Raw genomic sequence first — 22,400 nt, forward strand, 5'->3', positions numbered from 1 at the left:
TAACCTCCTATCTTCCTGCCACGAGGATACTGAGCAAATCTTCCACCATGCTTAATGCGCCGTTTATACCGGCATATGCTCTGTTGAGCACCACACGGTTTGTTACCGGATAGGAAACCGTTAGAAGAGGGAATCCGAACTCTGCCGCAAGATCACGCTCATACACGCTGCCGACAATCACGGTGGGATTCAGTGCATTGTAGTAACGTTCATTGCGGTTCCAAGGCCATATTTCGGAAATGTACTTTTTCACCGATGAAGTATCGGTATCAAACCTCACGGAAGGCGACAGCCCGGACTCATAATTTTCAAAGCGCCGCGCAAGGGACTGCTTCTGGGCTTCATCCAAACAGTCCGTTATCACGGCAAGCTCCGGAAGCCATCCGAGCTCATCAGCCAGAAAACGGGTAACCGCCGGTGCGTAATTGGAATCGCCCACCACCATCACATAGCGCTGCAGGCCTATGTCGTTGTATGAATCGGCGAGCCGTTCCAGATAGTCGTAATAAACTCTTCTCTCCTCCTCAATAACGGCGTCGGTCAGAGATACGTCGATGTTCAGCGCCTTGGATACCTCATGCAGGAATTCTGCAGTTGCATCGGCGCCGATAGGAAAAACGGTATTTATATAAGGAATGCCGTGCACGGTCTCGAATTTTTTTGCGGCTTCAATGCCGTACACATCAGAAACAACAATATTCAGTGAAGCCTTTGCTGAGTTCCTGATATCTTCAAGAGTCTCCCCTTCTCCAAAAAATGTATTGACTTGAAGACCTAATTTTTTGAGCAGCCTCTTGATTTCCTTTAGGTTCCCTTTCCAGAAAACGTCCTGTGCCGGCACAATTCCGAGTACATTTACCATACCCGGTGTTTTTTCCGGTTCCCTCTTTATATATTTCCGGATCAGTGCATCAAAAACCAACTCATATCCGGTGTACGAGTTGCCCCGAAAGCTCGGTGTATGCACAGCTATAACCGGATATTCGCTATCTTTAAATTCGGATACTACTGCATCCAGGTCGTCGCCTATCATTTCAACCATACAGCCGGTCAACACCAGAAAGAGATCTCCGTCCATAATTTCAAGAGTGCTCCCTATCTGCTCCCGAAGCCTGGCCTCTCCTCCAAATACGATATCTCTTTCCGCAACATTGCTGCTGGGCAAAGAAAGCCCACCGCAGTAGCCACCACCCAAATATCCGGCACCGGGATTGATGGCGTTTTGCAGATTGTGTCCGCAGCCGGCTGAAGCGTGAATGATAGGTATGGTGCGCGGTATGGCCCGTAACGTGGCAAGAGCTCCCCCAAGGGCGCAAGTATACCGTGGTCTGTCAACAAATTTACTCATGTTCATCTCCTCCATCTATGTTCAACTTTATGTAAAGATGTCTGTTATTCGATTGATTAAGGCTGTTTTTGCAGAATCTGCGCCATATGTTGCAGGACAACCTGATCGAGACCTCCCGGGGAGTATAATTTTTTGACTTAATCAAATATGAGCGCAGATATGGGATACTTTAATAAGAAAGGCGGCTTTGCCCAAAAGTATTTCCTTCGCAAACCTCTTTTGAACTTCTCTTTTTAATCATTAAAGTGTCTTTTTGACATTTGCAGCATAAGTCCTGGGTTAAAGTACAATAAATTGAATCTCGTCTGGAGCTTGCAGGTTTGTATATTTCATGATCCAAGCCATATAATCATCTTTCAGGACTATCGAACAAAGGAGTGGAAAGGTAACGCTCTCCGGTATCGGGAAGCAGTACCACTACGATTTTTCCTTCAAATTCCGGACGCTTGGCTATCTGGGTTCCCGCAAAAGCTGCAGCCCCGGAAGAAATTCCGACAAGCAGTCCCTCGGTCCTGGATAGCACCTGTGCCGTTTCATACGCTTCCTCTGTTCTTACCTTGTAGATTTCATCTATAATGTCGGTATTGAGGACGGAGGGAATAAATCCCGCGCCAATGCCCTGGATTTTATGCGGTCCCGGCGCTGAACCGGAAAGGACAGCAGAATCGTAAGGTTCTACTGCAATGATTTTGATATCAGGATTTTTTTCTTTGAGCACTTCCCCTACGCCGGTTATGGTGCCGCCGGTGCCGACACCCGCAACAAAGGCGGCTATCTCGCCGTTGGTGTCCCGCCAGATCTCTTCTGCAGTGGTTTCTCTGTGGATTTGAGGGTTTGCAGGGTTATTGAACTGCTGCGGCATAAAAGAATTCTTTATCTGTGCTGAAAGCTCTTCAGCTTTGCGAATGGCTCCCTTCATGCCATCTTTTCCCGGAGTGAGCACCAGCTCGGCATTCAGAGCCTTTAAAAGATTTCTACGCTCGATGCTCATCGTATCCGGCATCGTGAGGATCAACCGGTATCCTTTCGAAGCTGCCACAAAGGCAAGCCCTATACCGGTATTGCCGCTGGTGGGTTCGATGATGACCGTATCCTTATTGATTATTCCGCGCTTTTCAGCATCGTTTATCATCGCCAGAGCAATCCTGTCCTTTACGCTCCCCAGCGGATTGAAATATTCAAGCTTTGCTACAAGGCGTCCCCTTAAGCCTTGTTCCCTGTTATAATCCGTCAATTCCAAAAGCGGAGTGTTTCCGATGAGCTCCGTAAGCTTGTGTAATATACCAGCCATTAATTTTACCTCCATTTATAAATTATTATTATTCATATATGTTTACTATGTTTTAATTAAAATGTATTATATTCTACAGCCCAAAAAATGTCAATACTTAACAATAAAATCCAGATAATCAAATCTCAGATATGCCGTTATAGGTCAGCGTTGTCAGCCATGAGAAAAAGTGGTTTCCAATCTTACAGGACGAGCGTATAACTCTCGGGATATATCTTTACCCCCGGGTATTCCTGCCGCATCTGCGCGGCATCGCTGACAGTGACGGAACACATTGATATAGGTCTCAGCTTCCGCTCGTGTCTTGCTGATCAAGTCGCATCCGGGTGCACTGCACCAGCTTAGGTTATGTTGCGGAATGAGTGGTATGATATTAAATAAGCAAGCTCCGTGCGCCGCAACGGTTTTAGCCACTACCGGCACGTGGTCGGCATTGATCTCTGGAATCAGCACAGTGTTGACCTTTACGTTAGTGCCTGCTCGAGATACCTTCTCAATGCCCGCCAGCTGGTTTTTGATGAGGATTTCCGCTGCTTCATACCCCTCATAGAGTTTGCCGTGATAAACTATACTCTTGCATATCTGTGCCTGTATCTCCGGGTCAATCGCATTGACGGTGACGGTCAGGCTGTCAATTCCCACATCGGCAATCTCATCGGCATAGTCCAAAAGCAAAAGTCCATTAGTGCTCATGCACGTAATAATATCAGGGAATTCTTTTTTTATAAGGCGGAAGGTTTTCAGAGCATGCGGTGTGGCCAGCGCATCTCCCGGCCCTGCTACGCCTGCAACGGTAATGTCTGCATACAAAGCGATTGCTTTTCGAATAACTTCAACGGCTTCCTCCGGAGATATGATTTCCCTTGCCACGCCAGGATGGTTATCAACGTCATTGATACTGCGCTGGCAGAAATTGCAAGCGATATTACAGCCAGGGGATACCGGTAGATGAATACGTCCTTTATTGTTCTTTGCCCCCACTGCAAAACAGGGATGATTTTTTTGCAAGCTTTCAAAGGTTGCTACCATGATATTCCTCCTTTCTTTCAGTCCCAACAGCAAATCACACCCCATTAAATGTCACTTGCATATATGCCAGGTATGCTTTGTTGGCTTAACTTCCCGTCATCCATTCTATAAACGCCGTTTCCATAACCGATTGCATCCAAGTCGTGGGTGACCAGCAACACCGCTGTGCCGCTTTTTGCGATTTCAGTAAATAGTCTCATGATGTGATCTGTCGTTTTTATGTCAAGGTCATTTGTAGGTTCATCGGCCAACAGGAGCTTTGGGTTATTGATAAGGGCGCGGGCTATGGAAACTCGCCGTAGCTCTCCACCCGACAAATGATGTGGATAAGCGTTCGCTAAGTGGGCTATGCCTAACCCTTCCAGTAGCTGTAAGGCTCTTTCAGTGGCATCGCCTTCTCGGCGCCATAGAAAATACGGAATGCGGACATTATCCAGCACAGTGAGGCAGGAAAGCATACTTTGCTCCTGGGGAATATAACCGATTGTGGAATTTCGGAGCAGCGAGGCTTCGTTATCATTGAGTGAGAGCATGTTTTTACCATCAATGCGTATCTCTCCGGCCGTGGGGGTCAGCAATCCGGCGATCAGGTTCAACAAAGTGCTCTTTCCGCTCCCAGAGCGACCGACAATGGTAAAATGATCTCCCTCGTTCATTTGTAGATTAACATCTCTAACCGCGTAGAAAGGTTTATTGCTCTGCCTGTATTTCCTATCCAGGCCCTTAACTTCAAGAAGCATCCTACTCACCCTCCCTTAATGTGATATAGGTTTCGGCACGGCTGATTTTTGCGGCAGATTTTGCTAAAGCAATCGGACCGATTGCAATCGATAAAGTCAATGTGCCCGCCAGAATCACAACAATCAAAGGTACGGACGGCTGTATATAGGGAAGCTTCAAGGTGTTTTCAATAAAAACATTGAAGGTGAATATGAATAGGACAGACAGCGCTATGCCGATGATTCCGCCCGTCACACTGATATACAGGGATTCGCGGAGCAGTATTCCGGCGAGTTTTTTACGAGTTGCGCCAAGAATACGCAGGGTGGCAAATTCCTTTTTGCGTTCGTTAGCCGTAACAGAAAACACCAGCGTCAATATAACAAGGGTTAAGACCAAAAAGGCAGCGGAAAACATGTGCAAAAACATATCTAAACTGCCAAGGCTTTTTGTGATTCCAGCAATTATGTTCTGGGTTCTTATAATCTGTATGCCTTCTACTGTCTTAAGAATATTGGATATAACCTGCTCTATCGCATAGCCGTCTTCCACCTTGATCAAGATCGACGAAATCGATGCATCCGGGTTTGCATCGGATAAAAAATTCATACCTTTTTCTTTTGCACGGGTGAACAAATCTTTGATGGTTTCTGTTGTGGCAAATACCGATTGATCAAGTCCTGTCCCGGTTTCATCGAGCTTTGCGGCCACGGGATATTCTTTGCCGTAAAATTTAACGGAATAATGATCTCCAATATGAATATCGCTGCCAACTATCAATGCACCATCTTCTATCTTCCCGCCGATGGTTTCTCGTATCCATGGCTGAATAGAAAAATCTGTAGCCGGGTCAAAGCCGATAATCTGTACAGGAAGGTCGCAGCACGCCTCACCTAAGGTGGTGAGATAAAACTGCGCAGTCAGTTTTGATATTCCTTCGGCATCTTTAATCCTGTCTAAAACTGACTTTTTAAAATAGAAGCAGGATGGCTCTCCGGTCAAAAGGATGGACTCCTGGGCACCTTCATACCCCGTCGGCACCACAATCAAATCCGCTCCAAAGCGTGCTTTTACATTGTTGAGGCCGTTTTTCAAGCTTACAGATAATACCATTCCGCTAAAAAGTACAAAGGAAAGCGCTACCACCACCAGCACCAGCGCAACAGTACGAAAAGGCTTCCGTTTTAGATTCATATAGGAAAGCTTACTCATGCTTAACGCTTGTGCCATTCGACATTACCTCACTGTTTACAGCTTTCCAGAGATACAGCGCATTCAAGCCTGCAAAGACTATAATAAGGATGCTGACAACACTAATGGCAGGAAGTGCCAGTGCTCGGCAGGTCATGTGTTTACTGCCGCAAACACCGATTAAGACGTTTGGGAGCAGTAAAGCGAGAAGGCCTAAAGCTCCTCCGGCAATGCTAATCCCTATTCTAAGTTTACGATCTTTGAACAACGCCACCGATACACCGATTACTGCAGTCAATGTTCCAACGGCGCGCTCTGCTTTTGCTGTGTTCTGGCATCTCATGACCATCATCCCATCCTGGCAAACCGGAAAAATCGTATACGGCCCAATTGCCAACAATGCACCCAACACGATAAAGATAACACATGATAGTATTCTGTTTCCCATTTTGATAACCCCTCTTTTAATGATTTTTAGAAAAATGTGTCTAAGCCGATCGGCTAGAGTTGAAATATAGTAATGCATATAGTAATGCTGTTTATCCAAGCTGTCCTGCTCATATAAGCAAAGATTTGAAAAAAGTCCCATTGACCTCACTGGTCCGGCGTTATCTGCGATGATATCTTAAGATAACTGCTGATTCTTTCAAGTGCAGTATGACATATGGATAATTCTTCTACAAATCTAAAATAAAAAGCGCTTGGATATCGAGATCTCACGAACCGACAACCAAACGCTTTTACATCTTAGCCTTTCTCCTATCCCTTAGATTATAAGGCCATATAGTTTATAGACGCAGTTTGGAGACCGGAACCGCAAGCTACAACATGCACAATTGTGACAACAGCACATTTCTACTGTGTGAGCATTTAACGTACACTTGTAACACATAGTTCCCCCTCCTTCAAGACTGAATTCATACTAATAATATATGTTTAGTATGTTACCATTATATTCTATTTAATCCATATTGTCAAAGGTTTTTTGAAAATATTTTACAACTTATTTTTCGCGTTCAAGAATATTGATTTTTATATGAAACCGCCAATTTATAAATCCAATAAAAAAAAGCATTCCGAAAACACTCCTTCGAGATCCTGCGAATGTTTCAGAACACCTTAAACTCTTACCCATTGGCAATGATTAAGATATTGTATAAATTTCCTTGGACTTAAATACCCCTTTGCCATTAAGCAATTTTAGCTCTCTTTCCCGCTTCCAACGACCATAAGCAGCCATAAGGTTTTAAGGAAAGCAGAATAAACACAATAATATACCGATATCCTCCATGAATATCATCCATTCGCGTCCGAAGCCTGGGCAAGGCTTTGGCTGAGACCAAGAGTTTTCTTTACCGGCAAAGTGAAACATATAATATGGACCTCAGATTTGAATTCAGTATTTTGCTTTATATCATCCATAATTATGTCAGCGGTTTCACTGCTGGTAAGGGTTAATATCACTTCTTTTTTCGAATAATTGATAAATTATCAACCGATTTCCAAAAATAAGCCTGTTAATAATTTTACTGTTTTATCTCACAAACTATTGAATCAAAAATCCTTTATTTTCTACCCTTGATAAAATCCTTTATCATTTCAGCAAAGATATTGTTTCCATTGCTGTCGGTAGCATGTGTGTATTCTACGTGGTTATAGCCCTTCATCAGCTTAAAGGTAAGCTTCTTCTCATCATATCCAAAATTCTTTAATGTGGAGCAAAACAGATATGTCTGCTCCAGGCGGTTTGGCAAGTCATGGTCGGCAACTAAAACCATCAGCGGTGGTTCAATTGAATTTTCACCAATATGATAAATCGGAGCCGCATCATCGATAATAACCCTGCGGGTATCCAAGCCGCGCTCTCTGAGTACATTGAAATGGGTTGTAGGCTGCGCTGCATCAAAGATATAACCCGATATTTCGTTAGGATCAATTCCATGCTTGCCCAGGTACTTTTTATCAAAACAGAGCATCATGGAAAGGTATGCACCTGCTGATGAACCGGCGACATAAATTTCTTTGCAGTTTCCATATTCTTTAATATGGTGGAGCACCCATTTAACAGCCGAAGCGGCGTCCTCAATAAACTCCGGATACTTTGCATCAGGATACATTCTATAATCTGCCGTTGCAACCGCAATACCGCTTTTAACAAGACTTTCATACACATCAACATCAGATAGTTTGTCCCCGCCTTCCAGGCCACCACCGTGAAAAAACACCATAATGGGAAATTCATTGCTTTCCGGCAAATATAGATCAAGCTTGCATGCTTCAAAGCAGTCATAAGAAATGTCTTTTATGATCTTCATGCTCTTTCTCTCCTTAGCTTGAATATTGTAATAAGTACGTCCATAAGCGCAATCTAATAATACGTTCATTCAAATTGTACCAATATATATTTAAAGATGCAAATCCGCCATATTATATTCATCGTTATTTTTATGGCAAATTTATGCCAGCAGACCTCCCGGCGTCATAACAACAAGGTCTGATTTTCTCAAAAAAAAGCATTTATATGTTCCTGTGATCAATGGCAGTAAATTTATAGTTTACATTTTCAATCACATTTGCTCTTTCTTTAATAGGTTTGCAAACCAATAAAAATTTTAAAATCGAAAGGGTGATAAAAATGTCTACAATCAAATCTAATTGCACGGCTTATTATGGACCTCATGAAGCACGTTACGTTGCGGCTGAATCCCTTGCAACTGGCACTGTAGTTACCGCTTTGTCTAAAGAAACCTATGCCACATCCAAGGGCTCTGAAGTATGGGTTTTTATTGAATGGGGAAGTGCTGGCAGTAAGAAAAGAGGTTATGTAAAATCAGATTGGCTTAACATAACAGAAAACATAAGCACCAAATCCCCATATACGGAATCTGGGACAGGTGCACGTTGGGTAAAACTAAATATATCACCAACAGTATATAGAGGACCTGATTCAGTTAGCACAACTACTAACACACAGTATTCCAGCGCAGGGTCATTAAATGCTAAGGAACAAGTCACATATCTGAATGAAAAAGTTAATAACTGGGCGCTTATTGAATATAGCACTTCGAATGGGAAAATGAAACGCGCTTATGTCAATGCTGATAATCTTACCGGTACGATTTCTTCTATATCTATAGCTTCTCCTGGTATAGCGTATACAGTTCGTGATAGAACCATTCCTGGGCATTTACCTTATGGAGGAGGCAGCCTTAATCAGGGCTTTAATGATACTAATACTACAATCTACAAGGGTCATTTAGGATATGATATAGGTGCTCCTAATGATTTCATCAAACCCTTATTCGAGGGTACCTATGTTTCAAACAAAACTTCCAACTCTGGTGGAAATGGCAGAACGATTACCCTTAAGCATGTTGTCAATAACGAAACCTTTTTTACCACATACTGCCATATGGCAAGTGTTGAGTCCTTTACTAATGGGCAAAAGGTTTTCCCAACAACAATCCTAGGCATGATGGGCGGATCTGGTAATGGGAAAGATGATTATTATAATCCGCATTTACACCTAGCTCTTTATACCGGTAAAGCACAAGACTCACCATACGGTTATTGCGATGAGACAGCTAAAAAACATTCGCTGAGGTTGTTGTAAGTCCGGGATCTACAGAAGGCTATTACTATGGAGCCGACACTACTTATTATCCGAGATGCGGAGGTGTACGATTCTATGATCCTTACCGAGTCTATACAAGTGGAGCAGCAATTATAACAGCAATGAAAAATAAAACCTAAGCAAATAAACGCATGCTAAAAAAGTTGACAACCGATGATATGTCGGTTGCCAACTTTTTGCATTCTGATATGGTATACTTGTATATTTCACCAATTTAATTTTTTCTTCACAGCTAATTAAAAAGTAGAATTGACAGCATAGCGTATAATTGTGCCATTCTCATCCAAGTAAATTCTATATCTAAGACCGTAATCTTGAACAACGAGCATGTCTAAATGGAAATATGGATCATCCAGCTCGATCCGCGCATATGAAAAGCGATCAACATAATATAAGTACTCGTATTCTTCCTCCCGCCATTCCTTTTCGGGTGTGTCATCGTTACTTAAGAAGCGGGAAGTGATATCTTCAAGCGTGTCCCCAATTTTTAGGTTGCGAAAAATGGGTATACCCACTCCCCATGCCTCTATACCAATAAGGCCTTGACTTTCATAAGGGGAACGCATCGGATCCCATCTGTAAATACTAATATCTTTATATGTGCGTATTTCAGTGTAATCATCACCTTCGCTCGGTACTGATTCAACAGAGATGGGGTTACCGAATAGTTCGTCCAATTTTGCTGTATCCTCCACAATTGATTCTATCTCGCAATAAAACTGTCCTTCTTCATTATATGAATAAGCTGTGTTGTATAGCTTTTGATCAAAAGGGGGAACTTCCAGCTTGGAACCATCAGTTTTATTGGTGTCCGTATCGTTTACAACGCTATCATGGTTTAAGGTTTGTTCGTTTTCATGAATAGTGGAAGCTTCCAGTTTGGAATCTTCAGTTATATTGGTATTCATATCACTTACAATACTATCATTGCTTGAGGTTTGCTCGTTTTTAGAAACATTTGAGCTGTCTTGTGAACATCCCGAAAATACCAGCATAGCAAAGATAATGAATAAAGATATAAGAATGCCGCTTATTAACTTTCTTATAGAAATACCTCCTTTTATCCCACTAGCAAATAAAAACTAAGGTGGATCATTGTCTCAATTTACAGTATATTATATACATATTTTTGTTGTATATAAATAACTGCTATAATAACCAATGTATGTAAAAATTTTAGCTTCTAATATGTTGCAGATTGCCATTAAAATTGTCTTTATTATATAGATTGATTTAAGCCTATTGGTGATACCAGAAAGCAAGATGGGCAAATGAAGGTAGGCTAAGATGAAATGGAATCATGGGAAGGAGGATTTCCATGAAACTAAAAATGACGAAAAAAATAGTTTGCTTCTAGAATTCTATTTCATGAATTTAATGTCTTCGGTCCCTTTAATGCCTCATCTAGTTGAATAAAAGTATCAAATAATCATGAAAGTCCGTCAATCATGATTTTATGCTTATCATAAAACATTTGAAATTTATAAACTTTCTAAATTTCTTGTTGCATCTTATCTTACTTGTTGTCTTTATTATATGAGAAATAAATATGTGCAATTCCGGTTATATTTCATCGTAAAAGAGAAGGGCAAAAAATAGGGCATCAGTAGCCTGGGGGTGACGCTGTACTGGCACGCATAATAAAAATATTTGGTAAATGTTGACAATTATCTTCTTCAAGTGTAGAATATTATTAGCTACTTCATTTGTAGAAGGAGAATTGATATGAATAAGAAGATAAAAAGATTGCCGGATTCGGAGCTTGATATAATGCTTGTGATATGGGAAGCAGGCAAGCCTGTTTCAAGAGCCTACATTGATGAGCGTCTGAGAGAGAAAAAGAATTTGGCAGTTACAACGGTATTGACCTTTCTTTCCCGTCTTATTGAAAAAGGTTTTGTGACCTGTGAAAGACAGGGCAAAATGAACATTTATTCTGCCGCTATAAAGGAGGAGGACTATTTGGCAAGCGAAAGCAAATATTTCCTGGAAAAGCTTTACAGGGGCTCACTTAAAACCTTTGTCGCAACACTCTATAATAATAACGACATAAATGATGACGAGATCTCTGAACTCCAAGAGTTCTTAGATAAGGCCAGGGAGGGGAGAAAAAATGATTGAAGCTTTATTTCGTAAGATTATTGAGATTACACTTACTGCATCTGTCATAATCACCGTTTTGCTCCTGATTTCTCCATTACTTAATAAGAAGAAATATACCGCAAAGTGGCGATACTTCGTATGGCTTATTCTTGCTGTCCGGCTGGTTATTCCTATTAATTTTACGCTGCCAAATCCACCCGTTGTCATTGAACCACATGCAATACAGACTATGTTCTCTCCAGCTCCTGCAATTTCCCCTTCTGCGGCAGTTGCTCCGTCAAATATAGACGCAGACGCAAATTTTGTAGAAAACACCGGAGAGATAACGCAGCATACTGTGGTAAGCTTAGAGCAAATCATTTCAATCCTTTGGCTTGCCGGCATCATTCTTTTTATCTCCTATCAATATATCGGCTATGCTCTTTTCAAAAAATCCGTTTTGCGTTGGAGTATACCCGTTCGTGACAAGAGAATAATCGAAATACGGAATCAATTACTTGCAGATATGAGTATTAAGAAAAGTATTAAGGTAATGACCTGTAAAAAAATATCTAGTCCTATGATGATGGGAGTTTACAGACCTGTAATTCTTCTTCCCCATGAGGATTTTTGCATTGACGATTTAAAGGTTATCCTGAAACACGAGTTAATTCACTATAAGCGTCATGATATCTGGTATAAGTTGTTTTTGATGTATGCCAACGCTGTCCACTGGTTTAATCCGCTGGTGTATCTTATGGTATGTGAAGCAAGCAAGGATATAGAAATTTCATGTGACGAAGAAGTTGTAAAAAATGCCAACATCAGATTCAGAGAGCAGTACTGTGAAGTTATTCTATCGGCAATGCATCGGAGACATGAGCGAAAAACTGTTTTCTCCACATTTTTTTATGGCAGTAAAAAGGTGATGAAGAAGCGACTTATCAATATATTGGATATGAGTAAAAAACGACATGGTATTGTTGCACTGTGCTCGGTTGTGCTTATAACAGTTTTTTCAGGATTGTTTGTCGCCTGTCAAAACGACAAAATAGCAAGTGCAGAGTTGATAGATAATATTTCGCTGCTTGATAGCGGGAACTCATATTCATTTACCAATGACAAGCTGGTGATTTTTTATAACAAAGGAGCGGTGTCGGCAGAAGTGCCTCTGACGATTGATCCAAGCGACCCGGCGGCTCAGAACCAAATAGGCATTTATATTTCAAAGGAAAAAACCGCTGTTGCATATCACAGCTTGAATAACCCGGGAAAGGTTGAAGTACTTATCAGCGATGATATGGGGCAGACTTGGAACACATATCCTGTTGAGGGGACAGAAACAAAGAAAGATTTTTTTTACGACAAATTGATTGGATTTACAACACGCAAAGATGGCTGGCTTGTCCTCGGCGGCTCGGTTTCAACTGGGCATCAGTACCATTATATCTATCTGACAGCAGACGGAGGCAAAACATGGACCGAAACGGGCAACCTCAACAAAATCTATGACCATGTTATCACTGGTGCCGGTTTTGCAAATAATAAGATCGGATTTATTTGCTTCCGTTACGTAAATGAAATTAATCCTGTTGTTTACCGCACTGAGGACGGCGGAAAAACATGGGAAAAGTGTGACATTTCCATACCCGAATCTTATAAATACACATATGCAACCCCGTTATCCCCTTCCTTCTATGGTGCTAACGGTGTGCTGCCGGTCATTCTGCGTGATAATGAACAAGACAGAGAGATCGCAATACGCTATACCACATCGGACTATGGTAGAACATGGGTATATGACAGTGAATATCAACCAATAATAGTTCAGTTATGAAAGGTATTATCATATTACCACGCATACTAGTGGTAATAGGTTTGTAGGTTAATCCGATCCAAGCTATAGAAAGTGCAGGAGAAGAAGCTATCATGGGGTATAGCATCGGTTTGAAAGTAGAGGCTCTATATGAATATAGCCTTAATAAAGGCGGTTAAACAATTTGGAGATAAAGTGGAAAAAGGTATACGGCTGATAGAAATAACATTATATGGAGCCAGCGGCTCTAGGCAGAGAGAACGTAAAAATATATGAGATAAATGGAAATACTGTAACGCCCGTATGGGATTATGACACTTTAAAGGCCTGTTCGCAACCCGTAGAAAGTAAAAATCTATTTTTATATGAAAGCAGTTTCTTTAGTTATTCCCTGTAGTATTATTCTAAACCTGGATACGATGAGAAAGATGCTATGCGGGATAATCATCGTAAATGAGACCAACGAAATTATAAATTAGAGCTAAACCTAAGTTAGTTCTGTTTATATCTGATCAGTGATTTTGTGAATCTTCAGCCTTATCCATGAACCATTAAAAATTAAATTTTATTGTTTACAAATAGCATAATTGCGTCTCTTTATATAGTGTACCCGGTAAACGGGACAAGGTGGTAGTTGTCAGTCGGCGCAGAAGAATTGGGCAATGCTTCTGCAGTCGATAACGCCCTTTACTGATAACAACCAATCATACTAAGAAAGGAGACGAATTTTATGGCAAATGGATTTGACTCTTATACACCGTTAACGCAGGCTACTCTTGATGCTGCAAAGAAAGCTGGCTACACTTTTGCAATACGCTATTACGCAACAAACACGTCCTTAGATAAGGTTATGACGCGTGATGAGGCACAACGCATTTCAGATAACGGCCTCTATGTAGTATCTGTTTTTCAAGACTTTAACAACGATTACAAGTATTTCAACACATCTTATGGTACTGCTGATGGCAAAGCTGCATACAACTATGCTAAAAACACCATAAAGCAGCCATCCGGCACTCCTATTTATTTCGCAGTGGATTATGATGCCGAAGATTCTGAGGTAAAAGGAGGTATCCTCGATTATTTCACCGCTATCAAACAGGTATTTACTAATCTTGGCGGAGAGTACAAGATCGGAGTATACGGCTCTGGCGCCGTGTGTCAATATATAAAAGATACCAAGAATCTTGCACAATTTTCATGGCTTTCCATGTCAACAGGATGGAGAGGGTATCAATCCTACCTTGATGGCAAGACATGGAACTTGCGCCAGATTAAAAGCATTACTATTAACGGCGTGAGCTGTGACTCCGATGAAAGTAGTTCATTGGGTGGTGGAGGTTGGAAGTTATAACAACTTCCCTTATAAAAAGGGGCTGTCTCAAAATAAAATTTGAGATTAGCCCCTTTTCTGTGCCATATAACACAAAAGACAGGTTCAGAGGACCTGTCAAATGCGGAAAAATATAGTTGTGAAAACAATATTATTGCAACAAGGTTATACCAAAAATAGCGGATCAATTCAATTAGTTCTGCCAATCGCAACAGGAATTCTTTCCCAGTGAATGATTCAGTGAGGCTGCCAAGCCAAATATTGGAGGAATTAGATTACACGAAGTTGTATAGGACGTACTCCCATAAAGGGAGAAATCCTGTTGTAAAAGGGTTAGCGTACTCTCTGTTTTTTTAATCTATTCAGATATCAACAGGCCTATTAATGTGACATGTAGAAAGATACCGTCTGGTAAAAACCTTTTTTATTATTCCATGCGAAGGTTTCTCCCAACAGGACAGCAGCAGAAGCTTTATTTAGTCATTTAGCTATAAAACTCCACTATAATATCAAAGACACCTAAATAGACAAATTGTCTCACCGTCTATAAAAGGGTAAATTTTTACTTTTAATGTTACAATATGTGCAAATGGTTGTCTTATTTTATAGAAGGAAACATTTGGAACTAAGTTCATGATAATTGACTACTCTACCATTATATAGATATAAGTCAAATGCAGGATTTGCAAATTAACTCTCGTGATTTCCTGCTTTGTTTTTAAAGATAAAGGTGGACAAGCATGAAGAAATATTAGATATAATCCACTTTCATGTTTACAAATTTTTACATCCCATCTCTTTAGTAATCGAAAGGTGGGATGATTAATGACTATTGACTTAATTACAAAATCACAGGAAGGCAATGAAAATGCAACTTTATTGCTGATAAAAAAGTTTGATCCCTTGCTCAGAAAATATGCTTATAAGCTATACTACGAGGACGCTTATAATGATCTTCTGGTTGATTTCATTGAACTAATCCATAACCTACAACTTGATCATATCTATAATAAAAGCGAAGGATGTATAGTATCTTACATCTGCACCTCCATCCGTGCCAGCTATATTAAAAAGCTAATTGGCATAAAAAAACTTAAAGTCTATATATCTTTTTCGGAGCTAAGCGATAATGAGCTTTATTATGCTGATGTTTTATCTTCAACATATGATGAATACTTCCATCACGAGTTGCCGGATATACACAACATGATGTTAACTGCTGCAGAGCTGTCGGTTATAAAAATGATTTTTTGCTTCGGTTATACCGTAAAGGAAGTTGCATCAGCTTATGGAATTTCTAGACAAGCTGTCAATCAAATGAAGAAGAGAGCCTTAGAAAAGTTAAAGCTGCTGTTTTCGAACGAGCTGAAATGGCAGGCGAGATCATGAACTCATTTTTAAACAATTACAAGATTACTTTTGCAACTCTAGGAGGTATATTAGGATGGCTATTTGGAGGGTTTGATTCCCTTATCTACGCGTTAATCTCTTTTGTCGCAATGGATTATATTACCGGAGTATTGCTTGCTATTCACAACAAAAAAGTGTCAAGTGAAATAGGCTTTAAGGGCATATGCAAAAAGATTCTGATATTCATACTTGTTTCAATGGGTAATATCATTGATCAATATATACTTGGTTCCGGAAGCGCTTTGAGAACGTTACTTATTATGTTCTATTTATCAAATGAAGGTATCAGCATCCTCGAAAATACAGGCAAAATGGGACTCCCATTTCCACAAAAAATAAAGGATGTCATAGAGAAACTAAAGGAAAATGATGAAAAGTAAGTTCCTTCAAAATCATTATTTTACGAGTTTGACACTTTCAGCCATTTTTACTGCCTCATCTTTGCTCACTTGACCCTGAATAATAAAAAGATGATCATCTGTTGTCCATACTACGGAAATTATGGAATCCTTGACTGACAGTATTCCGTCCTGGCCATTAATTCTAACCTTTTCTACAAATAAAGAATTCTCTGTATCAATAAATACACAATTTTTTGAATCGTATTGGATGTAAATAATGGAGGAATTATCTTCCTGTTTAATATACATGATTTTCCTTGCATAGTCAGAATAAGAAATACTGCTTACTTCATAACCCCCAGGTATATACATTGGGACATATGTATTTATCCAGTTTACTATCCATTGTCCATTGCCTTGATCACCACTATTCACATTTAGTTGAAGCGATGTAAAGTTAGGCTCAATACTTATCAAAAAATTCAAAACCTGAATACGCAATGCTTGGACGGTCAATATCATGGTAGCAAATATAATAACCAAAACCAACAATGCAACAGCTACGCCGGAAAATCTGTTCGATGTGCTTTGACTTTTTTGATCTTTTTTTGCTTTTTTTAAATATGAATCTAATCGCTTGGCAAATCTATCAACGTTCTCCTGAGAAGGCAGATTTTCCGGATCGCTTTTAAGCCGTTCGTTTTCTTCACACAGAATTTTCCCCTCTTTTTCAGCCACATCATTCATTACCAGGCGGAATAACCCGTCTTCATATAATTCATCAAGCTCTTTGATTTTATCTGTGTTGTTACTCGACATCATTACACACTCCCCTTTCCATGAGGCTTTTAGCATTACGTCGGGCGCGTGTAAGGTATTGTCGAACGCTGTTTGGAGCTATACCCAGTATTTGGGCTATATCTTGATCGCTCATATCAAGCATGTATTTAAAATATAGCAGGTCTTTTTGTCCTTGAGGGAGCTTGGTTATCGCATCAGCTAATAATTCTATTTCTTCCTGCCGAATAAGCCGTGCTTCGGATTCATTTTCATTATTGTCCAAGCCTTTTGTCACATCTGTATTTTCAATATAGTAAATATGCTTAGTTTCAACCTTTTTATGCTTAATATAGTTTATAGAAACGCTTCTCGTAGTATAGACAACATAACAAGTCATCTTGGGACAATCAAAAGAGCGAATTAATGATATTTTTTCTATTAACTTTATAAAAACATCGTTTATTAAATCTTCAATATCTTCGGTACTGTGTGTTATACTGAAAATCGTTTTCCAGACCAGGCTATAGTAGTTTTTGTATAAATCAAGCATGAAATTTTTATCGTCATCGTTAAGCTGTACTGATAAAAACCCTATCATAAGCAGTAGTACTCCTCTTTGTGCAGCTAAAAGGCACTCAGATAAAATGAGCTGCCTTCATGAATTTTTATATGCAATGATTTGTTTAATAAGATCAAGAAGCATCTTCTGCTCCGTAAGCGGCAAGCTGCTAATTAGGCTATAAGCTTCGGAAGCGAATGGGTTGTCCGTATTACCAGTGACAATGTTTTCAAATAGGACTTCAAGAGGCACCTGTAACGCATATGCAATTTTAGCAATGCTTTCAAGGGTGGCGTTTTTCTCTCCGCGTTCAATTTGTCCGATGTATGTATAATGCAATCCTGCTTTTTGTGCTAGTTCATCCTGGCTAAATCCGGCTTTGTTTCTATAGTGTCGCACTCTTTCTCCAACTATTATTGCAATATCTAACATAAATTTACACCTCCACTAATATACTACAGGCTTTCTTTAAGACGTAAAATAGACTATAAGTATTACTTTTTTCCGCCCGTATACTACAAATATTTATTTTGTAAAATGATGTATTATACATATAAATATTATCGATATAAAACATCAAGAACTGTTACTGCACCTGTAACTTTATAATATAAATATACGGCTCAAATAACGGAGGGGAGTGGTATGAAGACATCAATACATCAGCGTCAAATGTAGGCAAAAGAGATGCTTCCCTCGGACCGGTAACAAACTCTATCTGGTCTTGCAGCGGAGCAACTTCGGCTGGGCATGTTATTTTTATTGAGCTTGTCGATGGAAACGATGTTTATTACACTGAAGCCAATGTTGGCGGAATAGATGGCGTCGTCAAAAAACAACCAAGTCTAATTTCCCCGTTGGCAGAACGGCATATGGTTACATTGTATTATAATTAAATGATTAGCCTTAGTGTGAAAATCAAAAGTAGGGGGGAGAAAATCCCCCTGCTTTTGCGTAATTATTTTTTCGTTACCGCTAACAGATAATAACCAGTTTCATAGAAGCGAAAAACATATTCCTTAGTTTCAATAATCTTTTGGAAACTGCCGTCCTCATAAAAGTCAACAACTAACGTTAATTGATCATAATCAAACTTCTTATCCTTGACCTTGGTCCAGACATCCCCTCCAAATCCTGTTATCGTATTAGTAAGAACCGCATTTTCCGTTGCGGAATAACCATAGATTTTTGTAGGGTCCAAAGAGTAATGCTCAAAGTAGCAATCAAGATGAGCCTTTATATCTTTTATTGGTATATGAAACTTATTGTCATTTTCGTTATACCACAGCTTTTCGTACTCTTCATAATAGTTAGACGTATCCAGAGAATACAGGAAAAACATATATAAGGTTTCCGAGGGGATTTCATCCGGGTCTTCAAAGATCAGTTCACTTTCGCGTATCAATGCAACCTCTAGTCCATTGATGTAGTTGTACAACAGTTCTCCATCAGATAGATTTTTAATTTCCTCTATAAAAGCAGGCACTTGACTTTCTGAGTTCTCAACTGGTTGGGACGATCTGCCGGGAACATTGGTACTTTCAGATTTTGAAGTATCAGAAGCTTCAGTATCTTCGAGTTTCGAAGTATCGGGTATTGCTGCTGATTTCTTACCATCCGTACAACCGCATAATAACGTCATAGCCAAAAGCAGTACAATGCAAATGGATTTTTTAAAAATAGTAATCCCACCTTTCATCAGTTTTAATAATCTTTTGGAAACTACTTAAAACGTTTCATAATATAATAGACAACAAAATGTATAATATGCAACACTCAAACTATATAAAATCGGTTTGAATTCAACTAATTGAAAAGGATGATTGCTGTTTCGAAAAGATTCAAAACACATAACAATCAATACATGCATTATTAGCTGAATTCATTCTTAAACTATATAGCAATTATTGATTGGGACACTGCGATAAAATTACAGTTTTTAGACCTCGTAGGCCATTTCTTTCTTTTGCTTTGAGGAAACCTCCGCATAACCCAATGGGCCTTCGACGTTTTCAAGTACTCTTCTTTATATCATTAATCAGAATAAAAGCTTGAAATACAAAACCGATTATCAATTTATGTAAATATGCCATAAATAGACCATCTTTCATGATTTGCATTCTTATAATTTCAATATTTAAAAAATAAAGATATGAGATTTACAAATATAAATATTTCTACTCTTTAATAATTGAAGTTATTCGAAAGCATGAATCGGTATATCTGGTCCTAGACAAGCCTGTATATATCGTTACGTCCAGTTTATTCAGATTTGAGAATAACAAATATTATGAAATAAGGAGTGAGATTATGTCAACAATGAAATCTGCTCAGACCGTCTATTACGGTCCTAGCACCAGTATCTATCCCTCGGTGGGCAGCGTGTCTAGTGGTGAAACTGTAACCGCCTTATGGAAAGAAGGGGACTGGACTCATATCGAGTACAGTGTTACCGGTACCAGTAAAAAGAAAAGGGGATATGTTCGCACTGATACAGTAAATATTACCGAGTCGGTGTCAACAATCACCGTTCAGAATTATACCAGGTATGTGTTAACCAGCGCTACAACTTACACAGGGCCTGGGTCAACCGGATATGTGGAGGCCGGTTCAGTCTCCAGAGGGGAAACAGTCATCTATCTTGGTCAGAAGATTAACAACTATGCGTTTATTGAGTATACCATAACAGGTACTTCCCAAAAGAAGCGAGCATATTTTTACGCAGATTATTTAACTGCGACGCCTATTACACCACAATTGGTCGTTGGTGAGCGTCCGTCCGATATGAACATTTATGGAGAATGTTACTTTAGCAAGAACTGGTATTATCAGTCAGATCCTACTTTGGTAGGCCAATGCACTTGGTTTTGCTGGGGAAGAGCTCTAGAAAAGTGTGGTAGGTCCATAAGGTTTAATGGAGACAATAATGCCAAAAACTGGTACAGCAATGCTATCAGCGGATATTCAAGCAAACAACCCAGCACAGTATATCCTATGAAAAATGCGATAGCATGTTTTTCGGATAGCAAAAATGGACATGTTGTCTTCATTGAAGATGTCGTGGGATCCACCGTCTACTATACTGAGGCAAATGCGGATAGAAATAACGAGCTTTCGGATGATGATGGTATTGTTAAGATTGCTTCCACGACGGATTTTCCTAGCTTATACGGAAAAACCTTGGTTGGCTATATTGTACTGTAAATTACCATAAATAGCTTCCGGCGTATGCCGTAAGTTATTTATCTACTCGTTCGAGCCAATGATTTTTCCTGAAAAGCTCTCCGGCAATGTTTCAATTACACCTGTTTCCAAATTATAACGAAAATAATTCCTGTAATCAGAATAACCAGAGCCAACAATGTAAAGCCATCCGTTAGATATTTGCAGGTCAGAACCATGCTTAGGTATTATAGAGATTGAATTATTGCCATTTGAATCCATTTGGTATATATGATAATTATCATCAGGGTTTACATATAGGATTTTATCCTCGTAAGTTACACAAAATGTCGCTTTGGGCGATATAAGTGTGGATTTACCTGTGGTTCGGTCATAATGATACAGTAGTTTTTGTCCATTATCGTAAAAGCTATATATGCAGCCATCTTCAATTAATCCAATAATTCCAACCCCATCCCAGCTTACCAGTTTTTCATTTGTGTTATCCGCTAAGCGATAAGAATAAAGTCCCGATAGTTCCCGTTTCTCATATGAGTCGATTGAATAATATAAAAAATTTTCGTTGATTATATAATCATAAATATTTTTAGTTATAGGAGCTATGCGTTTGGTGTTTCCGGTTTTAGTATCGTATTTATAGATTCCGTCGCCATTAACCCAGTAGTACAAATTGCTGCCTTGCATATAGATTCTTGCTTCAATTCCATTGACTAAAGCAACCGGTTCTTTCTGTTCGGATGATACATCCATCATAAACAGCGTGAATATATTTTTATCAGGCTCACTATCCGGGTCATGCCCTGTATAATACACAATATTGTTGGAATAGTCTGCTATGACATGTGAAATCATATACACCCCGGTTGCCGTATAGGTTTGTATCAGTTCTCCGGTCGAGCTGTATTTCTTAATGGTTTCACGGTCATCGGAGAGGGTAAATATATTGTTTTTTTCGCTCGATTGGGACGAGTTGTCAGAAACATTGGTTCCTTCAGATTTTGAGTTGTTAGAAGCTTCAGTATTTTCTAGTTTCGAAGTGTCAGAAACATCAGTGCTTTCAAATTTTGAATTGTCTGGTATTGCTGCTGATTTCTCTCTGTCCGTACAACCGGACAATAACATAATAGCAAAAAGCAGGATGATGTAAATGAATTTTTTTATAATAGCAATCACACCTTTCTTCAGCTTTAATAATCTTTTGGCAACTGCATAAAAACATTTCCTAATATAAATAGACAACAAGGGGTATAATTTGCAACACTCAACTATATGTAGCGTCATAATTTACTGTATTATGAACACAACGTTCTTAGCTTTACATTGGGTGCCTTAAACAAAATAAACTCAAGTCTGGGATATTCATTACTCGCTCGTAATAAGCGTACTGCTTTTTTGTGCCATGGTGCGTTGTCAAGCACGATTAGTATCTTTTTATCACTTGGAACATATTCGGTAAATGATTTTACTGATTCTATGACAGTTTCGTAATTGAATTTATTGCATTCATTCGTAATCAGTTCACCAGTTAGCGGATTGATATACCCGATGAAAGCTACTTTTTCCTGTGTAGGAGCAGACTTAACTTTTGGCTGGCAACCGCGTTTTGCCCACATACGGCAAATAGTAGTACTACGATAAAAGTGAACTTCGTCTAAATACCAGATTTCATAATCGTCGTACAAA

22 protein-coding genes are annotated in these 22,400 nt (G+C 39.5%); 8 read left to right on the forward strand and 14 right to left on the reverse strand.

Annotation, left to right across the window (positions count from 1 at the left end; all coding sequences use genetic code 11):
- Positions 1 to 7: 7 nt before the first annotated feature.
- The 7 genes from CDO33_RS17110 to CDO33_RS17140 form a co-directional block, all read right to left on the reverse strand.
- Entirely contained in the window at positions 8 to 1,348 is a 1,341-nt protein-coding gene (locus CDO33_RS17110; protein WP_103079852.1) for a nitrogenase component 1, read from the reverse strand.
- Positions 1,349 to 1,697: 349 nt separating this feature from the next.
- The gene (cysK, locus tag CDO33_RS17115) at positions 1,698 to 2,639 is read right to left on the reverse strand and encodes a cysteine synthase A (protein WP_103079853.1); all 942 of its coding nucleotides are present in this window, start codon (positions 2,637 to 2,639) and stop codon (positions 1,698 to 1,700) included.
- A 153-nt stretch (positions 2,640 to 2,792) separates the two neighbouring features.
- Complete coding sequence (locus tag CDO33_RS17120) at positions 2,793 to 3,668, reverse strand: radical SAM protein (protein WP_103079854.1); 876 nt, start codon at positions 3,666 to 3,668, stop codon at positions 2,793 to 2,795.
- A gap of 44 nt (positions 3,669 to 3,712) precedes the next feature.
- Complete coding sequence (locus tag CDO33_RS17125) at positions 3,713 to 4,408, reverse strand: ABC transporter ATP-binding protein (protein ID WP_103079855.1); 696 nt, start codon at positions 4,406 to 4,408, stop codon at positions 3,713 to 3,715.
- Between the two features lies 1 nt (position 4,409).
- Positions 4,410 to 5,618, reverse strand: a complete 1,209-nt coding sequence (locus CDO33_RS17130) for an ABC transporter permease (RefSeq protein ID WP_103079856.1) — start codon at positions 5,616 to 5,618, stop codon at positions 4,410 to 4,412.
- Complete coding sequence (locus CDO33_RS17135) at positions 5,593 to 6,027, reverse strand: DUF4418 family protein (protein WP_103079874.1); 435 nt, start codon at positions 6,025 to 6,027, stop codon at positions 5,593 to 5,595. Before CDO33_RS17135 ends, CDO33_RS17130 begins: the two co-directional genes overlap by 26 nt.
- A gap of 1,117 nt (positions 6,028 to 7,144) precedes the next feature.
- Positions 7,145 to 7,894 carry an alpha/beta hydrolase gene (locus tag CDO33_RS17140; protein ID WP_161496403.1) on the reverse strand — a complete coding sequence of 250 codons (750 nt, stop codon included), beginning with the start codon at positions 7,892 to 7,894 and terminating at the stop codon, positions 7,145 to 7,147.
- A gap of 320 nt (positions 7,895 to 8,214) precedes the next feature.
- Between CDO33_RS17140 and CDO33_RS17145 the strand changes: the two genes are divergently transcribed.
- Positions 8,215 to 9,192 (forward strand): M23 family metallopeptidase, encoded by a 978-nt coding sequence (locus tag CDO33_RS17145; RefSeq protein ID WP_103079858.1) that lies wholly within the window; start codon positions 8,215 to 8,217, stop codon positions 9,190 to 9,192.
- 257 nt (positions 9,193 to 9,449) lie between these two features.
- Here the strand turns inward: CDO33_RS17145 and CDO33_RS17150 are convergent, their stop codons facing one another.
- Positions 9,450 to 10,121: a hypothetical protein gene (locus CDO33_RS17150; protein WP_133158665.1), complete on the reverse strand. Its 672-nt coding sequence runs from the start codon at positions 10,119 to 10,121 to the stop codon at positions 9,450 to 9,452.
- Positions 10,122 to 10,938: 817 nt separating this feature from the next.
- Here CDO33_RS17150 and CDO33_RS17155 point away from each other — a divergent pair.
- The 6 genes from CDO33_RS17155 (at position 10,939) to CDO33_RS17175 (ending at position 16,234) form a co-directional block, all read left to right on the forward strand.
- A complete protein-coding gene (locus CDO33_RS17155; RefSeq protein ID WP_103079860.1) occupies positions 10,939 to 11,334 on the forward strand; it encodes a BlaI/MecI/CopY family transcriptional regulator in 396 nt (131 codons plus the stop codon).
- Entirely contained in the window at positions 11,327 to 13,132 is a 1,806-nt protein-coding gene (locus CDO33_RS17160) for a M56 family metallopeptidase (RefSeq protein WP_103079861.1), read from the forward strand. Before CDO33_RS17155 ends, CDO33_RS17160 begins: the two co-directional genes overlap by 8 nt.
- A gap of 129 nt (positions 13,133 to 13,261) precedes the next feature.
- Positions 13,262 to 13,387 (forward strand): hypothetical protein, encoded by a 126-nt coding sequence (locus CDO33_RS21535; protein WP_274540215.1) that lies wholly within the window; start codon positions 13,262 to 13,264, stop codon positions 13,385 to 13,387.
- 454 nt (positions 13,388 to 13,841) lie between these two features.
- On the forward strand, positions 13,842 to 14,465 hold the full coding sequence (locus CDO33_RS17165; RefSeq protein WP_103079862.1) for a glycoside hydrolase domain-containing protein: 624 nt from the start codon (positions 13,842 to 13,844) through the stop codon (positions 14,463 to 14,465).
- Between the two features lie 804 nt (positions 14,466 to 15,269).
- Positions 15,270 to 15,833, forward strand: coding sequence for a sigma-70 family RNA polymerase sigma factor (locus tag CDO33_RS17170; protein WP_103083338.1), 564 nt, complete (start codon positions 15,270 to 15,272; stop codon positions 15,831 to 15,833).
- On the forward strand, positions 15,830 to 16,234 hold the full coding sequence (locus CDO33_RS17175) for a phage holin family protein (RefSeq protein WP_103090544.1): 405 nt from the start codon (positions 15,830 to 15,832) through the stop codon (positions 16,232 to 16,234). The genes CDO33_RS17170 and CDO33_RS17175 overlap by 4 nt, the downstream gene beginning before the upstream one ends.
- A gap of 15 nt (positions 16,235 to 16,249) precedes the next feature.
- Here CDO33_RS17175 and CDO33_RS17180 read toward each other — a convergent pair whose 3' ends face one another.
- From CDO33_RS17180 to CDO33_RS17195, 4 genes are all read right to left on the reverse strand, one after another.
- Entirely contained in the window at positions 16,250 to 17,050 is an 801-nt protein-coding gene (locus CDO33_RS17180; RefSeq protein ID WP_242973429.1) for a DUF4367 domain-containing protein, read from the reverse strand.
- Positions 17,004 to 17,573 (reverse strand): RNA polymerase sigma factor, encoded by a 570-nt coding sequence (locus CDO33_RS17185; protein ID WP_103083215.1) that lies wholly within the window; start codon positions 17,571 to 17,573, stop codon positions 17,004 to 17,006. Before CDO33_RS17185 ends, CDO33_RS17180 begins: the two co-directional genes overlap by 47 nt.
- Positions 17,574 to 17,630: 57 nt before the next feature.
- Positions 17,631 to 17,966: a helix-turn-helix domain-containing protein gene (locus tag CDO33_RS17190; protein WP_103083214.1), complete on the reverse strand. Its 336-nt coding sequence runs from the start codon at positions 17,964 to 17,966 to the stop codon at positions 17,631 to 17,633.
- Positions 17,967 to 18,492: 526 nt separating this feature from the next.
- Complete coding sequence (locus CDO33_RS17195; RefSeq protein WP_103083213.1) at positions 18,493 to 19,233, reverse strand: hypothetical protein; 741 nt, start codon at positions 19,231 to 19,233, stop codon at positions 18,493 to 18,495.
- A gap of 611 nt (positions 19,234 to 19,844) precedes the next feature.
- Between CDO33_RS17195 and CDO33_RS17200 the strand changes: the two genes are divergently transcribed.
- A complete protein-coding gene (locus CDO33_RS17200; protein WP_103083212.1) occupies positions 19,845 to 20,738 on the forward strand; it encodes a CHAP domain-containing protein in 894 nt (297 codons plus the stop codon).
- A 42-nt stretch (positions 20,739 to 20,780) separates the two neighbouring features.
- Here the strand turns inward: CDO33_RS17200 and CDO33_RS17205 are convergent, their stop codons facing one another.
- A complete protein-coding gene (locus CDO33_RS17205; RefSeq protein WP_161496618.1) occupies positions 20,781 to 21,890 on the reverse strand; it encodes a DUF5050 domain-containing protein in 1,110 nt (369 codons plus the stop codon).
- Between the two features lie 119 nt (positions 21,891 to 22,009).
- Complete coding sequence (locus CDO33_RS21725) at positions 22,010 to 22,399, reverse strand: transposase (RefSeq protein ID WP_161496617.1); 390 nt, start codon at positions 22,397 to 22,399, stop codon at positions 22,010 to 22,012.
- Position 22,400 lies beyond the last annotated feature (1 nt).

Origin of the sequence: Clostridium thermosuccinogenes, assembly GCF_002896855.1 — a bacterium.
GTDB classification, from domain to species: domain Bacteria; phylum Bacillota; class Clostridia; order Acetivibrionales; family DSM-5807; genus Pseudoclostridium; species Pseudoclostridium thermosuccinogenes.